General features: G+C 59.5%; 16 protein-coding genes and 1 pseudogene. 5 read left to right on the forward strand and 12 right to left on the reverse strand.

Features of this window, described 5'->3' with window-relative positions; all coding sequences use genetic code 11:
• Positions 1 to 63: 63 nt before the first annotated feature.
• A complete protein-coding gene (locus QFX16_RS06555; RefSeq protein ID WP_283183278.1) occupies positions 64 to 1191 on the forward strand; it encodes an OmpA family protein in 1128 nt (375 codons plus the stop codon).
• 24 nt (positions 1192 to 1215) lie between these two features.
• Positions 1216 to 1863 (forward strand): pyridoxamine 5'-phosphate oxidase, encoded by a 648-nt coding sequence (pdxH, locus tag QFX16_RS06560; protein WP_283183279.1) that lies wholly within the window; start codon positions 1216 to 1218, stop codon positions 1861 to 1863.
• A 5-nt stretch (positions 1864 to 1868) separates the two neighbouring features.
• On the opposite strand, the gene QFX16_RS06565 is transcribed toward pdxH, so the two are convergent.
• Complete coding sequence (locus tag QFX16_RS06565) at positions 1869 to 2105, reverse strand: hypothetical protein (protein ID WP_283183280.1); 237 nt, start codon at positions 2103 to 2105, stop codon at positions 1869 to 1871.
• Positions 2106 to 2273: 168 nt separating this feature from the next.
• Here QFX16_RS06565 and QFX16_RS06570 point away from each other — a divergent pair, with 168 nt between their 5' ends.
• A complete protein-coding gene (locus tag QFX16_RS06570) occupies positions 2274 to 2738 on the forward strand; it encodes an outer membrane lipoprotein (protein ID WP_017336812.1) in 465 nt (154 codons plus the stop codon).
• A 64-nt stretch (positions 2739 to 2802) separates the two neighbouring features.
• On the opposite strand, the gene QFX16_RS06575 is transcribed toward QFX16_RS06570, so the two are convergent.
• From QFX16_RS06575 to nhaA, 3 genes are all read right to left on the reverse strand, one after another.
• Positions 2803 to 3054 carry a pyocin S6 family toxin immunity protein gene (locus tag QFX16_RS06575; protein WP_283183281.1) on the reverse strand — a complete coding sequence of 84 codons (252 nt, stop codon included), beginning with the start codon at positions 3052 to 3054 and terminating at the stop codon, positions 2803 to 2805.
• A gap of 11 nt (positions 3055 to 3065) precedes the next feature.
• Complete coding sequence (locus QFX16_RS06580; RefSeq protein ID WP_283183282.1) at positions 3066 to 4256, reverse strand: S-type pyocin domain-containing protein; 1191 nt, start codon at positions 4254 to 4256, stop codon at positions 3066 to 3068.
• 121 nt (positions 4257 to 4377) lie between these two features.
• Positions 4378 to 5565 (reverse strand): Na+/H+ antiporter NhaA, encoded by a 1188-nt coding sequence (gene nhaA, locus QFX16_RS06585; RefSeq protein ID WP_283183283.1) that lies wholly within the window; start codon positions 5563 to 5565, stop codon positions 4378 to 4380.
• A gap of 239 nt (positions 5566 to 5804) precedes the next feature.
• Between nhaA and QFX16_RS06590 the strand changes: the two genes are divergently transcribed.
• A complete protein-coding gene (locus QFX16_RS06590; protein ID WP_283183284.1) occupies positions 5805 to 6899 on the forward strand; it encodes a PLP-dependent cysteine synthase family protein in 1095 nt (364 codons plus the stop codon).
• Between the two features lie 143 nt (positions 6900 to 7042).
• Here the strand turns inward: QFX16_RS06590 and QFX16_RS06595 are convergent, their stop codons facing one another.
• The 3 genes from QFX16_RS06595 to QFX16_RS06605 form a co-directional block, all read right to left on the reverse strand.
• A complete protein-coding gene (locus tag QFX16_RS06595; RefSeq protein ID WP_283183285.1) occupies positions 7043 to 8656 on the reverse strand; it encodes an NAD(P)/FAD-dependent oxidoreductase in 1614 nt (537 codons plus the stop codon).
• A gap of 95 nt (positions 8657 to 8751) precedes the next feature.
• Complete coding sequence (locus tag QFX16_RS06600) at positions 8752 to 9417, reverse strand: COG3650 family protein (RefSeq protein WP_283183286.1); 666 nt, start codon at positions 9415 to 9417, stop codon at positions 8752 to 8754.
• 59 nt (positions 9418 to 9476) lie between these two features.
• A complete protein-coding gene (locus QFX16_RS06605) occupies positions 9477 to 10076 on the reverse strand; it encodes a short chain dehydrogenase (protein WP_283183287.1) in 600 nt (199 codons plus the stop codon).
• 105 nt (positions 10077 to 10181) lie between these two features.
• On the opposite strand from QFX16_RS06605, the gene QFX16_RS06610 reads away from it, so the two are divergent.
• Positions 10182 to 11102 carry a LysR family transcriptional regulator gene (locus tag QFX16_RS06610; RefSeq protein WP_283183288.1) on the forward strand — a complete coding sequence of 307 codons (921 nt, stop codon included), beginning with the start codon at positions 10182 to 10184 and terminating at the stop codon, positions 11100 to 11102.
• Positions 11103 to 11212: 110 nt separating this feature from the next.
• Here the strand turns inward: QFX16_RS06610 and QFX16_RS29675 are convergent.
• From QFX16_RS29675 to livH, 5 genes and pseudogenes are all read right to left on the reverse strand, one after another.
• Positions 11213 to 11296 (reverse strand): annotated as a pseudogene (locus QFX16_RS29675) (DUF6124 family protein); the annotation flags it as partial.
• Between the two features lie 236 nt (positions 11297 to 11532).
• On the reverse strand, positions 11533 to 12234 hold the full coding sequence (locus QFX16_RS06615; RefSeq protein ID WP_046046223.1) for an ABC transporter ATP-binding protein: 702 nt from the start codon (positions 12232 to 12234) through the stop codon (positions 11533 to 11535).
• Positions 12235 to 13002: a high-affinity branched-chain amino acid ABC transporter ATP-binding protein LivG gene (gene livG, locus QFX16_RS06620; protein WP_283183289.1), complete on the reverse strand. Its 768-nt coding sequence runs from the start codon at positions 13000 to 13002 to the stop codon at positions 12235 to 12237. It lies immediately after the preceding gene.
• On the reverse strand, positions 12999 to 14255 hold the full coding sequence (locus tag QFX16_RS06625) for a high-affinity branched-chain amino acid ABC transporter permease LivM (protein ID WP_283183290.1): 1257 nt from the start codon (positions 14253 to 14255) through the stop codon (positions 12999 to 13001). The genes livG and QFX16_RS06625 overlap by 4 nt, the downstream gene beginning before the upstream one ends.
• Entirely contained in the window at positions 14252 to 15175 is a 924-nt protein-coding gene (gene livH, locus QFX16_RS06630) for a high-affinity branched-chain amino acid ABC transporter permease LivH (RefSeq protein WP_008147295.1), read from the reverse strand. Before livH ends, QFX16_RS06625 begins: the two co-directional genes overlap by 4 nt.
• Positions 15176 to 15260: the final 85 nt, after the last annotated feature.

The following is a 15260-nucleotide window of genomic DNA, read 5'->3' on the forward strand; positions in this document are numbered from 1 at the left end:
AAGCGTCTGTTTATCCGGGTCAACCCGGCCTGATTTTTCATTACTTCATTTTGTGGATATCCAATGTCATCCAATAAAACTCTCGCTTTGGCCCTGTGCTTCGCTATTACCGGTTGCGCACAAACTCCACAAAATGACTCGGATGGCAGCAGCTGGTGGCCGTTCGGTTCTTCCGACAAAGTCGCCGCTAAAAACCCGGCTCCGGCCCCGGCACCCCTCAAGCCTGCCGCGACCGCCCCGGTGGCCAAGACAGAAAGCTCCAGCCCTTGGTACTGGCCGTTCGGTTCCGATGACGGCGCCGACAAGACGCCTGCCAAGCCTGAAGTGAAAGCTGGCGCCAAGCCTGAAGCCAAGCCGGTCGAGGTGGCCAAGGCCAAGGCTGAGGCCGATGCAGGTGGCAAATGGTGGTGGCCGTTCGGTGGTAAAGAGCAAAGCACCGCTAAAGCCGTGCCAATGCCTGATCCTAAAGTCACCCAGGCCTGGCTCGACGACTACGAACCGCGCCTGCGCGAAGCGATCAAGGGCAGCAACCTGCAACTCGAGCGCCGTGAAAACGTATTGGTGGTGACCGCGCCGGTAGATGGCTCGTTCAACCCTGACCGTCCGGCCATGCTGCTGCCGGTGACCCTCGGCCCGTTCACTCGCGTCGCGAAAATCCTCGAAGTTGATCCAAAGACTGCCGTGCTGGTGCTCGGCCACAGTGATACGTCGGGCGCCGCACCGGCCAACGTGAAACTGAGCCAGGAGCGTGCCCAGGCCGTGGCAGCGATTTTCCGCCTCAGCGGTCTGCAGCGTGATCGTCTGATGCTGCGCGGTATGGGTGGCGAAGCTCCGCGTGCTGCCAACGACAGCAATGAAGGCCGAGCCTTGAACCGTCGCGTCGAACTGCTGGTAACACCGCAAAACACCATGGTCGCGTTGCTGAGCAAGTACAACATGCCAGCCCCGGCGCCAGTGAAGGTGGTCGCTGCCCAGGACGTCAAGCCAGTGGTCAAACCAGTCACCCCTGCGCCAGCCGCGAAGAAAGCGGCTGTGCCTGCTGCGAAAAAAGCCCCGGCCAAGAAAGCCGCCGCCAAGAAGGCACCGGCTAAAACCGCGACCCCGGCGAAAAAGACCGTTCCGGCCAAAGCCGCTGCCGACTCGAAAAAAGCCACCGCCGCTGCTGCCGACGGCGACGCCACAAAGAAGTGATTCGTTAACCAAAAGGAATGCGCCATGACCCAGGGCCTGGCTGATATGCGTCGCGACTACACCCGTGATGGCCTGACCGAGGCGCAAGCCCCGGCTGAGCCATTCGCGCTGTTCCATCAGTGGTTCGCCGACGCGGTGAAAACCGAGCAGGCGCCGGTGGAAGCCAACGCCATGACCCTGGCCACCGTCGATCAGAACGGTCGGCCGCATTGCCGCATTCTGCTGCTCAAGGGGCTGGACGAGCAGGGCTTCACTTTCTTCACCAACTACGACAGCGCCAAGGGCCAGCATCTGGCCGCGAATCCGTTCGCGGCCATGACTTTTTTCTGGCCGGCCCTGGAGCGCCAGGTGCGGATCGAAGGGCGAGTGGTGAAAGTCACGCCTGAAGAGTCCGACGCCTATTTTCAGGTCCGTCCACTGGGCAGCCGCCTCGGTGCCTGGGCTTCGCCTCAGAGCCGGGTGATCGCCGATCGCGCCGAACTGGAAGCGCTGCTCAAGAACACCGAGCAACGTTTCAGCGATACGCAACCTCATTGCCCTGAGCATTGGGGCGGTTATCGCTTGTTACCGGAGCGCATCGAGTTCTGGCAGGGCCGTCCGAGCCGCCTGCACGATCGCCTCAACTACCGTTTGCAGGGCGCCGACTGGATTCTTGAACGTCTGGCACCCTAAGCAGTCTACCGATCGGGATAGCCTGTCGCAGCGGCTTCAAGCCACTGTGGCAGGTCTCGGCGCTTGATTTTCTGCGCTTGAGCGTTCGCCAGTTGCTGGAGCATGAAAGCCTTTTTCTGCTCGTCTTTACCCGCCAGTGCCAACGCCAGATCGCGGTCCATCCAGCGTTTGATCCGCACGTATAGCCACCAGTGGAAATACAAACCGGCAACGGTAGTGACGACAATGATGAAGTAATCCATGACAATCCTTGGGTCAGCGGCGCAGATTCCGGAATTTGCCGCTACTGTGTGGTGAGTTCGTGGAGGTGCCTGTCCCGGGCCTGAATCAAACCAATTTTATCCGGGCGAGGCCGTGACAGGCGTCAAGTTGCGGAGTTTAATGAATACTTGTCCTTTGGAGTTGATGCTATGCGTAAGTCTGTTCTGCTGGTTGCTTCCTTTTCCACGATGGCGATGTTGCTCACTGGTTGCCAGTCCAGCCTGACCGGTGACTCCTACTCCCGTGACGAAGCGCGTCGCGTGCAGACCGTTCGCATGGGCACCATCGAATCCCTGCGACCGGTCAAAATCGAAGGCACCAAAACCCCGATCGGCGGCCTTGCCGGCGCGGCGGTGGGCGGTGTTGGCGGCAGCGCTATCGGTGGCGGTCGCGGCAGCATCGTTGCTGCGGTTATCGGCGCCGTTGCTGGCGGCCTGATCGGCTCGGCCACCGAAGAAGGCCTGACCCGCGCCCAAGGTGTGGAAATCACTGTTCGCGAAGACGACGGCAGCATGCGCGCCTACGTGCAACAGGTTCAGGAGAATGAAGTATTCCGTGTGGGCGAGCGAGTGCGGATTGCTACTGTTGATGGGACTAGCCGCGTTTCGCATTAAGCGGGAACGGGTAAAAGAAACCCCCGATCAGGTGACTGGTCGGGGTTTTGTTTGTTAAGGATTGTCACGGCGCGGCGCGGGGACCTATAAAATATTCCAGCCCCTCGGGAAAGTCGACTTCTAGTAGTGCTGCAACCTGTAGGATTTGAGCAGCTGTTAGCTCCAGCTCTCCAGGCTCTACTTCTTCCAGTTTTTTTGATTCGGTCAATTGAGCCAATGCCTGGTTCATCTCATAGTCTTTGATGGTCAGTTGGAACTGCAATGAGTCATCTTGTTTTTCATCAGGGTAAAAACCGGTGATGGATAGATAGCGCATAATTTTTCTCTTCAGTTTCTTGAGGTTCTTCTACCAGGCTTTGCCTTTTTAGTTCGCTCGCCGGTTACGTGATTGAATTCGCCCAAATGCACTCCTAATTTATCGTAAAGCTCTACAGCACCGCTTTTGGAGTCCCACTCGTATATACGGCCTCTGCGGTCTAGCCATCGGGCTCGTTTTTTACCTCCACCTTGAACTGAAACCTTCGGTTTTACGGGGAATGCATCAGGGAAGCCTGGGAGGGTTTCCGGATCATCGTAGTACTTATGATCCCCCGGCATGCTCATCACTACATAAACCGGCTTCACCAACGACCCCGCCGGAAACACAAGAATGAAATCCTTGTACTCAGGCGGATACACCGGATTCACAATAATGCTGTCAGCCGCTTTCGTCGGCGGATAAACCCAAATATGCGGCGCTTGCGGCGCAGCCTCCAGCGCTGGAATACCGAGGATGTCGGAGCCATCCACAGCCGGTGTCCAGATCAGCTCAACGCCATCCCCGAGATCCGCCACCTGCTGGCTGCCGCGCAAACTGAACTGCACGAGATCAACCATTTCCCAATCGCGGTTCTTGCCGGTGTAGAAGCCGTAGCCCTTGAGACTGCCGTCAGCCTGTTGCTCGACTCTTAGCCGAACGCGGGTTCTGGCCTGTTTCAGGGCGCGCAATTGATCTTCGGTATAGAGCGCGCTATCGCCCAGGCTCGGGGTCCAGAATAACGCGACCACGCCGGCCAATACGGCGGATCCAGCGCCGCCAAGAGCAGCGGCCGGAGCGGCGAGCGCCGGGGCGTGAAGTGCTAGACGACCGATACCGAGCGAGACCGTACTGCCACTGATCGTTTCAAGATTCAGCAGCCCGGCATCGTCTACCTCGCGAGCGCCGAGCCAGGCGACTTCTCCGTAGTCCTTAAGGCTGTCGGTGGGCACCATTCCCGAAGGATTCGAGTAGTCGATGATGGCGTCGGGAAGCTTGCAGGACTTGGCAAAGACGCATCCGGCGCGAAGGGCTTCGTGCTTTTTGGCCACGACCTCACGACTCCGTTCGAAGGCGTCTTGCCTTGCGAGCATGGCGTCGTAAGCGTTTTGTCTGGCATCCCGCGCGGCCAGTTCGGTAGCCGTCATAAAGCGGTGAGTGACGTGATGCCCGTCGCCTGACGGTGGGTTCTGAACCCGGGGAATGTCCTTGTTGCCAGCCACTGATCTTCCTTGCGTTCGTCCGTCGACAGCCCCCAACAAAGGGGCTGTGCGACGTTAACGAACGAGGCTGATCGTGGCTGTAGGACGAGTCTTCAATGACTCTAAGAGTTGTCTCTGTTTATCAGGATTGCAGCGCGCTGCTCTTGCGACTCGCTGCCGCCGTCACCGCATAACCAATCAATGCCGCCAGTATCGATCCGGTCAAAATCCCCATCCGATCCATCCCGGCGTATTCACTGGCGCCGGGCACGAAGGCCAGGGATCCGACAAACAGGCTCATGGTGAAGCCGATACCGCAGAGGATTGCCACGCCCATCACCTGGCCCCAATTGGCGCCTTGGGGCAGGGCGGCGATGCCGATTTTCACGGCCAGCCAGGTCAGGCCGAAGACGCCGAGGGTTTTGCCCAGCAGCAGGCCGACCGCGATGCCCATGGGAACGTGGTGGGTGAAGCTTTCCATGGTCACGCCGCTCAGGGACAGGCCGGCGTTGGCGAAGGCGAACAGCGGCAGGATGCCGTAGGCCACCCACGGATGCAGGGCGTGTTCGAGGGTCAGCAGCGGCGAGGGTTCGGCGTTTTTCGTGCGCAGTGGAATGCAGAAGGCCAGGGTCACACCGGCCAGTGTCGCGTGGACGCCGCTCTTGAGCACGCAAACCCAAAGGATCAGGCCGATGATCATGTACGGCCCGAGCTTGACCACCCCGAGCCGGTTCATCGCGATCAGTGCCACGATGCACGTCGCGGCCAGAGACAGCGAAAGGGTCGAGAGCGTACCCGAGTAGAAGATCGCAATGACGATGATTGCGCCGAGGTCGTCAATAATCGCCAACGTCATCAGGAAAAGCTTCAGCGACACCGGCACCCGCTTACCCAGCAGGGCCAGTACGCCGAGGGCGAAGGCAATGTCGGTGGCCATCGGGATGGCCCAGCCGCTCAGGGCTGCCGGGTCCTCGCGGTTCAGAAACCAGTAGAGCAGCGCCGGAACCACCATGCCGCCAATCGCCGCCGCGCCGGGCAGGACGATTTGCGACGGTTTCGACAGTTGACCGTCAAGGACTTCGCGCTTCACTTCCAGCCCGATCAGCAGGAAGAACAGGGCCATCAGGCCGTCGTTGATCCACAGCAGCGCCGGTTTGGCGATCTGCAACGCGCCGACCTGCGCCACTACCGGCGTGTCCAGAAAGCTGCTGTAAAGCCACGACAGCGGGGAATTGTTGATGATCAAAGCCAGGGCAGCAGCGGCGATCAATAACAGACCGCTAGCAGCTTCCAACTGGAAGAAACGCGTGAAAGTGCTACGCAGAGGCAAGGTCGCTCTCCATCGATGAATTCAAAAGGTGGCACACCCTAACCTGTACCGTTAGTTGTTAAAACAAAAGTTATATTCTTTTTTGTTATATGCCGTTACAACGTGAACGACCGGCAGGGACCTGAGCCTAGCAGTTGTCCGGCGTATTGAACCTCAGCTGTACCTGTGCGTGATGTAGGTTTTTTCCTAAGCTTGTTAGCTGAGCCTTGCAACAAGGCCGAATCAACGAGAAAACCACCATGAGCGACAACCGACAGTGGGCCCGCGAAGCCATCCGGATCATCGAAGCCGACTTCCAGCGCAGCGCCGACACCCACCTGATTCCCTTGCCGCTGCCGGGTTTTCCGGGCATCGAGTTGTATTTCAAGGATGAGTCCAGCCATCCCACCGGCAGCCTGAAGCACCGTTTGGCGCGCTCGCTGTTTCTGTATGCGCTGTGTAACGGCTGGCTCAAGCCCGGGGCGCCGGTGATTGAAGCGTCCAGCGGTTCGACGGCGATTTCCGAGGCGTACTTCGCCAGTTTGCTGGGCTTGCCGTTTATTGCGGTGATGCCGGCGACCACCTCCAAAGAGAAGATCGCGCAGATCGCCTTCTACGGCGGCAAGAGTCATTTGGTCGATGATCCGACGCAGATCTACGCCGAATCCGAACGCCTGGCTCGCGAACACGATGGGCATTTCATCGACCAGTTCACCTATGCCGAGCGCGCTACCGACTGGCGGGCGAACAACAACATCGCCGAGTCGATCTTCCAGCAAATGCGCTTCGAACTGCACCCCGAGCCGAGCTGGCTGATCTCCAGCCCCGGCACCGGCGGCACCACCGCGACGCTGGGCCGTTACGTACGTTACCGCCAGCATTGCACCCGCGTGCTCTGCGCCGATGCCGAGCGTTCGGTGTTCTTCGATTACTACCAGACCGGCGACGCCAGTCTGCGCCTGGATTGCGGTTCGCGGATTGAAGGCATTGGCCGGCCTCGGGTAGAAGCGTCGTTCCTGCCAAAAGTGATCGATGCGATGGTCAAGGTTCCAGACGCGTTGTCGCTGGCGGCCATGCATTACCTGGCGCAGCGTTTGGGACGTCGGGTGGGCGGGTCGAGCGGGACCAACCTGATCGGCGCGTTGATGGCGGCCCAGCAGATGGCGGCGGCGGGGGAGTCGGGGTCGATCGTGGCGATTTTGTGTGATGGCGGCGAGCGCTATGCGACCACCTATTACGATCAGGCTTGGCTCAAGGCCCAAGGGTATGAGTTGAGCGGTTTGATGGATGCCGTGGCGGGGAGTGTCGAGCGCGGCGAGCCGCTTCCAGCCACCGTGCTGCGCGCCAATATCTGAGATTGTTCAAGCACTGAAACCAATGTGGGAGCGAGCTTGCTCGCGATAGCGGTAGATCAGTCAACACATGTGTTGAGTGTAATTCCGTCATCGCGAGCAAGCTCGCTCCCACAGGGTTTTGCATTTATTCCAGGTAATGCAGGTCAGGCCTTGAGGCCAAGGATGTCGCGGGCAACCGCTTCAGCAATCCGAATCCCATCGACACCCGCCGACAGAATCCCGCCCGCATAACCCGCGCCTTCACCCGCCGGGAACAAGCCTTTCACGTTCAGGCTCTGCATCGACTCGTCACGGGTAATCCGCAGCGGCGACGACGTACGCGTCTCGATCCCGGTCAACACGGCGTCGTGCAGCGAGTAACCGCGAATCTGCTTCTCGAACGCTGGCAAGGCTTCGCGAATGGCTTCAATGGCGAACGCCGGCAAGGCCAACGCCAAATCACCCAAGGCAACCCCCGGTTTGTAGGACGGTTCTACGCTGCCCAACTCGGTGGACGGCTTGCCGGCAATGAAGTCACCGACCAGTTGCGCCGGCGCTTCGTAGTTGCTGCCGCCCAGCACAAAGGCGTGGGATTCCAGGCGTTCCTGCAACTCGATACCCGCCAGCGGGCCGCCCGGATAATCGACTTCCGGGGTGATCCCGACGACGATCCCGGAGTTGGCGTTGCGCTCGTTACGCGAGTACTGGCTCATGCCGTTGGTGACCACGCGACCCGGCTCGGAGGTCGCCGCCACCACGGTGCCGCCCGGGCACATGCAGAAGCTGTAGACCGAACGTCCGTTGCTGGCGTGGTGCACCAGTTTGTAGTCGGCAGCCCCGAGTTTCGGGTGGCCGGCGTACTTGCCCAGACGCGCGCGGTCGATCAGCGATTGCGGGTGTTCGATGCGGAAACCCACCGAAAACGGCTTGGCTTCCATGAACACGCCACGGCCGTGGAGCATGCGGAAGGTGTCCCGGGCGCTGTGACCGAGGGCCAGAATCACGTGTTTCGAATGGATCTGCTCGCCGCCATCGAGCTCGACGCCGACCAGTTGGCCGTCCTCGATCAACACATCGGTCACCCGCTGCTGGAAGCGCACTTCGCCACCCAACGCGCGAATCTGCTCACGCATGTTTTCCACAACACCGGTCAGACGGAACGTACCGATGTGCGGTTTGCTGACGTAGAGGATTTCTTCCGGCGCACCGGCCTTGACGAACTCATGCAGGACTTTGCGACCGATGAACTTCGGGTCCTTGATCTGGCTGTAGAGCTTGCCGTCGGAGAATGTCCCCGCGCCACCTTCACCGAACTGCACGTTGGATTCCGGGTTAAGCACGCTTTTACGCCACAGACCCCAAGTGTCCTTGGTGCGCTGACGCACTTCGGTGCCGCGCTCGAGGATAATCGGCTTGAAGCCCATTTGCGCCAGCAGCAGCCCGGCGAAAATCCCGCACGGACCGAAGCCCACGACGACAGGACGTTGCTCAAGATCAGCCGGCGCCTGGCCGACCGCTTTGTAGCTGACATCGGGCGCCACGTTGACGTTACGGTCATCGGCGAACGTGTGCAGCACCGTCGCCTCATCGCGAACGTTGAGGTCGATGGTGTAGATGAAGCACAGTTCGGAGGACTTTTTGCGCGCATCGTAGCTGCGCTTGAACAAGGTGAAATCGAGCAGGTCATCACTGGTGATGCCCAGGCGCTGCACGATGGCAGGGCGCAGGTCTTCTTCGGGATGGTCGATCGGCAGCTTGAGTTCGGTGATTCGTAACATGACAGGATCCGGTTCGCGGGGCGCACAACTGCGCCAAGGCGTTTGAAGCCCGCGATTATAAGCCTCAAAGAATGATTCCCGTGAGGCTAAAACGATCAGTCGTTACGCGATTCGCCGAAATACCCGCAGCCACGCTGAACCTGGCCGTCGACGCGCAGTTCGGCGCTCATGTGCTGGACACTGCCGGTGGTGCTGTCGACGCAACGTTGTGGCGCGACCCATAGTTCAATGTGCTGGTTATTGGCTTCGGTGCTGAGGTTGAAGCGGCCATCGCCCAGTTGCTCTTCAACGTAGGGCACGGCCAATGGCGGCTGACCGGCGCGCTCGATGACCATGCCTTTGCCGCTGACTTTCACGCTCCACTCAGGCCCATGGCCGGCGGCGCGCAGAATCAGCACTTTGAAGTTCGGATCGTTGCACGCGGTGCCCGAGCGCTCGACGCGGTACAGCTGCGCAAGATCGAGGCGGCTGTCGGCACCACTGGCAACGATCCGGCCACGCACGTCGGCAAACAGTTTGCCCTGGGCATCGGCCAGGGTCGCGGCCTCTTGCAGGACGCTGGTGCCGCCGGTGTCGTTGACCACATAACTGCGCTGTTCATTGCACGGCTGGAACAACAGTTTGCCGTCGGCCGCCGTCAACTGGCCCTGCATGCGGGTCTGGCCCACGTGGGAGGCACTTTCACGCGGGCCATCGAAAAACTGGCATGCGGCAAACAGCGGAAGCAGGGCAACAAGGACTAAGGAACGGGCAACACGCATCTTTGAGTCTCCAGACAAGTGCCGCCACGTTACTCAGCCTGACCGTTCATCACAAGGGTTTAGCCCACGTGAAAGGTCTGACCTGTTTGCAGGCCTTCCACGCTTTTGGCGTAGGCCAATGCCACATCCGCTGCCGGAACCGGTTTGTAGCCGCGGAAATACGGCGCGTAGCTGCCCATGGCTTCGACCAGTACGTTCGGGCTCACTGAGTTGACGCGCAGGCCGCGAGGCAGTTCGATGGCGGCGGCGCGGACGAAGCTGTCCAGAGCACCATTGACCAGTGCTGCCGAAGCGCCGCTGCGAATTGGGTCGTGGCTGAGCACACCAGTGGTGAAGGTGAACGAGGCGCCGTCATTGGCGAACTCGCGACCGATCAGCAGCAGATTGACCTGGCCCATCAACTTGTCTTTCAAGCCCAGGGCAAAACTGTCTTCGGTCATTTCGCTCAAGGGGGCAAAGGTCACGTTGCCAGCGGCGCAGACCAGTGCATCGAACTTGCCGGTTTTCTCGAACAGCTTGCGAATCGAAGCGCTGTCGCTGATATCCACATGGTAATCACCGCTGTTGCGGCCGATACGGATGATTTCGTGACGCTCGGACAGCTCCTTGTCGACCGCCGAACCGATGGTGCCGCCTGCGCCTATCAAAAGAATTTTCATGCTGCTGATTCTCGAGTGGGTTGAAAGAGGCTTAAGTCTAGAGTGGTTTTTTCCATTGATAAGCGCGCTAATAGGCAACCTTTGGTTTTCAAATGGAAACAATCCATGAGCGAAATGGATGATCTGGCAGCGTTTGCGGTGTTGATCGAAGCGGGGAGTTTTACCTTGGCGGCGCAGCAATTGGGGTGCAGCAAGGGGCAGTTATCCAAGCGCATCAGCCAACTGGAATCGCGGTTTTCAGTGGTGCTGCTGCAACGCACCACCCGCCGTTTGAGCCTGACCGCCGCGGGTGCGGCGCTGTTGCCGCAAGCCCAGGCGCTCGTAGTCCAGGTCGAGAGGGCACGTCAGGCATTGGCGCGGTTGAAGGATGACATTGCCGGGCCGGTGCGTATGACGGTTCCGGTATCGCTGGGGGAAACCTTCTTCGATGGCTTGTTGCTGGAGTTCTCTGGCAAATATCCCGAGGTGCAGATCGAGCTGGACCTGAGCAACAACTACCGTGATTTGTCCCGCGACGGGTTTGATCTCGCGGTTCGCTCCGAGGTGGGCAATGACGAGCGCCTGGTGGCCCGACCGCTATTAGCCTGGCACGAAATGACCTGCGCGAGCCCGGCTTACCTTGAGCAGTACGGCGAACCGTTGACGCCTCAAGCACTCGCTGAACACCGCTGTCTGCTCAACAGTCATTTCAGCGGTCGCGAAGAGTGGACCTATCACCAGCAACACGAATTGTTGCGGGTTCGCGTGTCGGGACCGTTCGCCAGCAACCATTACAGCCTGCTGAAAAAAGCGGCACTGGCCGGTGCCGGCATTGCGCGGTTGCCGTCCTACCTGCTGCAAGCGGAATTGGCTGACGGCCGTTTGCTCTGGCTCCTGCGTGGCTATCAGACGCGCAGAATGCCGATGTACCTGGTTCACCCGTATCAGGGCGGTTTGCCGAAGCGCACGCAGGTATTGGCGGATTACCTGATTGGCTGGTTCAAGCGCAGCGGTGAAGCGCTGGATCGGCTCCAGCACACCACATAGATCCCTGTGGGAGCGAGCCTGCTCGCGAAAGCGGCAGGGCAGACAACATTTCTGTTGAATGTGAAATTGCATTCGCGAGCAGGCTCGCTCCCACAGGGTGATCTTCGTGGTCAGGCTTCTTGTGGGGCGATTTGATCCAGCGCCCGATTCACCGCCAGCTCGCCCAGCATGATGCTTTGCTGGATACCGAGCAGCAAGACGTTGTAGCTTGCAGGAAGTAACACGGACACTGATTAAACACGCTCTCCAAAACACCCAATATCCCCTGTGCGAGCTTGCTCGCGATGACGGAGGGTCAGTCGGAATCAATGTTGACTGTCACACCGCTATCGCGAGCAAGCTCGCTCCCACAGGGATCTTCATCGTTGCCGAGTTTGTGTGAGGCACAAAAAAAACGGCCCGAAGGCCGTTTTTTGTTTACCGCAAAGACTCAACCACCCAAGTACGCTTCACGTACTTTCGGATCAGTCAGCAACGCTTCCCCAGTGCCTGTCATCACCACCCGGCCGTTCTCCAGAACGTACGCGCGGTCAGCGATTTTCAGCGCCTGGTTGGCGTTCTGCTCCACCAGGAACACCGTCACACCGTCCTTGCGCAGCTGTTCGATGATGTCGAAGATCTGCTGGATGATGATCGGTGCCAGGCCCAACGAAGGTTCGTCGAGCAGCAGCAGCTTGGGTTTGCTCATCAGCGCACGGCCGATGGCGAGCATTTGCTGTTCGCCGCCGGACATGGTGCCGCCGCGTTGGGCGAAGCGTTCTTTCAGGCGTGGGAAAAGTCCGAGAACCTTGTCCATCTGTTCCTGATAATCGCCCTTATCGGTGAAGAAACCGCCCATGGCGAGGTTTTCTTCCACGGTCAGACGGGCAAACACTCGACGACCTTCCGGAACCACGGCGATGCTCTTGCGCATGATCTGCGCCGAGGTCTGCCCCACGAGCTCTTCACCCATGTACTTGATGCTGCCGCTGTGGGCTTGCGGCGAACCGCAAAGCGTCATCAGCAAGGTGGATTTGCCCGCGCCGTTGGCACCGATCAGGGTGACGATTTCGCCCTGACGGATTTCCACGTTGACGCTGTGCAGGGCCTGGATCTTGCCGTAGAAGGTGGAAACGTTTTCGAATTGCAGCATTTACGCTTCCCCCAGGTAGGCTTTGATCACTTCGGGATTGTCGCGGATCTGTTCCGGCGTGCCGTTAGCCAGAGGCGTGCCCTGGTTGATCACGACGATGTGGTCGGAAATGCTCATGACCAGTTTCATGTCGTGTTCGATCAGCAGCACGGTGACATTGTGCTCTTCACGCAGCATGCTGATCAGCGCCTTCAGGTCTTCGGTTTCCTTCGGGTTCAGGCCGGCGGCCGGTTCGTCGAGCATGAGGATCCGCGGACGGGTCATCATGCAGCGAGCGATTTCCAGACGACGTTGCTGACCGTAGGCCAGGGTGCCGGCCGGACGGTTGGCGAACGCCTTGAGGTTGACCTTTTCCAGCCAGAACTCGGCGAACTCCATGGCCTCGCGTTCGCTCTTGCGGAACCCCGGGGTCTTGAACAGGCCCGCCAGGAAGTTGGTGTTCAGATGACGGTGCTGGGCGATCAAGAGGTTCTCGACCGCCGTCATGTCCTTGAACAGCCGCACGTTCTGGAAGGTGCGCACCACGCCTTTGAGGGCAATCTTGTGGCCGGGCAGGCCTTCGATCGGCTCGCCGTCCAGCAGGATGCTGCCGCCACTCGGCTGGTAGAAACCGGTCAGGCAGTTGAACACGGTGGTCTTGCCGGCGCCGTTGGGGCCGATCAGTGCCACGACCTGTTTTTCCTTCACGCTCAGGGCTACGCCGTTGACCGCCAGCAAGCCGCCGAAGCGCATGCTCAGATTTTCGACTTTAAGGATCTCGCGGCTCATTTGCGCAGCTCCATGTGAGGACGTTGCATGGGCAGCAGTCCTTGAGGACGCCAGATCATCATCAGCACCATCAAGGCGCCGAACATCAACATGCGGTATTCACTGAACTCACGCATCATTTCTGGCAACAGGATCATCACCGTGGCGGCGAGTACGACGCCCAGTTGCGAGCCCATGCCACCCAGCACCACGATGGCGAGGATGGTCGCCGATTCGATGAAGGTGAAGGACTCCGGTGTCACCAGACCTTGGCGCGCGGCGAAGAAGCTACCGGCGAAACCGGCGAACGCAGCACCGAGGGTGAAGGCCGACAGCTTGATGACCGTAGGATTGAGCCCCAGCGCACGGCAGGCGATTTCGTCTTCACGCAGTGCTTCCCAGGCACGGCCCAGCGGCATGCGCAGCAAGCGGTTGATGACGAACAGGGCGAACAGCGACAACAACACCGCGATCAGGTAAAGGAAGATCACCTTGTTGATCGAGTTGTATGCCAGGCCGAAGTACTCGTGGAACGTCTGCAGTCCCTCTGCGGCCGTTTTATCGAAGGTCAGTCCGAAAAGCGTTGGCTTGGGAATGTTGCTGATGCCGTTCGGGCCACCGGTGATGTCGGTCAGGTTACGCAGGAACAGACGAATGATTTCACCGAAGCCCAGCGTCACGATCGCCAGATAGTCACCGCGCAGACGCAGGACCGGGAAGCCGAGCAGGAAGCCGAAGGTGGCCGCCATCATCCCGGCGATTGGCAGGCAGATCCAGAAGCTCAGACCGTAGTAGTGCGACAGCAGCGCATAACTGTAGGCGCCGACGGCATAGAAGCCGACGTAACCGAGGTCGAGCAGACCAGCCAGACCGACCACGATGTTCAGGCCCAGGCCGAGCATCACGTAGATCAGCACCAGCGTGGCGATATCCACCGCACCGCGGGAACCGAAGAACGGCCAGACCAGCGCACCGATGATCAACGCGATGATGATCCAGCGCTGAGTGGTCGGCAGGGTCAGGAACGTACTGGCCTTGGCCGGCATCACTGGCAGGTTCGGCGAGGATTTCCAGGCCGAGCTGATCTGCTGATCGAACAACACCCGCAGGAACATCAGCACCGAGCACACGGCGATGGTGATCAGGGTGGCGTCGCTGGTGCCATGGACTTCGAGGTTGATGCCGACGATGGTCAGTTTCAGACCAAGCACCGGGTAGGCAACGGCCCACACCAGCAAGGCGCTGAACAACGCCTGTTTAAGATTCCTAGTCATACTTTTTCAACCTCCGGACGGCCCAACAGGCCGGTTGGCCGGAACAACAACACCAGAACCAATAAGCCGAACGCCACGACGTCCTTGTACTGGTCGCCGAAAATATCGGCACCAAAGGCTTCCGCCACCCCAAGCACGATCCCGCCGAGCATGGCTCCGGGGATGCTGCCGATACCGCCCAGTACTGCTGCAGTGAAGGCTTTGAGGCCGACCAGGAAACCGGCGTTGGGGTTGATCACGCCGTATTGCATGCTCAGCAACACAGCCGCAATCGCTGCCAGTGCGGCACCGATGACGAAGGTCAGGGCGATGATGTTGTTGGTGTTGATACCCAAGAGGTTGGCCATCTTGATGTCTTCGGCACAGGCACGGCAGGCGCGACCCAGGCGAGAGCGGGAAATGAACAGCGTCAGGCCGAGCATGGCGACAAAGGTCACCACGAACACCACGATTTGCATGTAGGAAATCAGCACTTCATGTGCGCCACCTGGCCCGATGGAGAAGTTGCCGGGGATCAGGTTGGGGATGGATTTGTCCTTGGAGTCTTGCGCCAGCAGAACCGTGTTCTGCAGGAAGATCGACATGCCGATGGCGGAAATCAGCGGGATCAGACGGTTGCTGCCGCGCAGAGGGCGGTAGGCGATCCGTTCGATGCTGTAACCGTAGGCACTGGTCACGACAATGGTCGCGAGAAAAGCGGCGGTCATCAACAGCGGAACACTGTCGAGTCCCATCATGGACAGGCCCGCAATGGCGATGAACGCCACGTAAGAGCCAATCATGTACACCTCGCCGTGGGCGAAGTTGATCATTCCAATGATGCCGTAAACCATCGTATAGCCGATGGCGATCAGGGCATACGTGCTGCCAATGGTCAGACCATTAACCAGCTGTTGGAAAAAGTGATAGATGTCAGGCATTACAGCGCTCCTAAAAACCTGATACGCATTTCACTGGTGGAGTCATTTTCCCGCTCGAGCCCCGTGGATCTGCATCCACTTCGAA

This window comes from Pseudomonas svalbardensis, from assembly GCF_030053115.1.
Lineage (GTDB): Bacteria > Pseudomonadota > Gammaproteobacteria > Pseudomonadales > Pseudomonadaceae > Aquipseudomonas > Aquipseudomonas svalbardensis.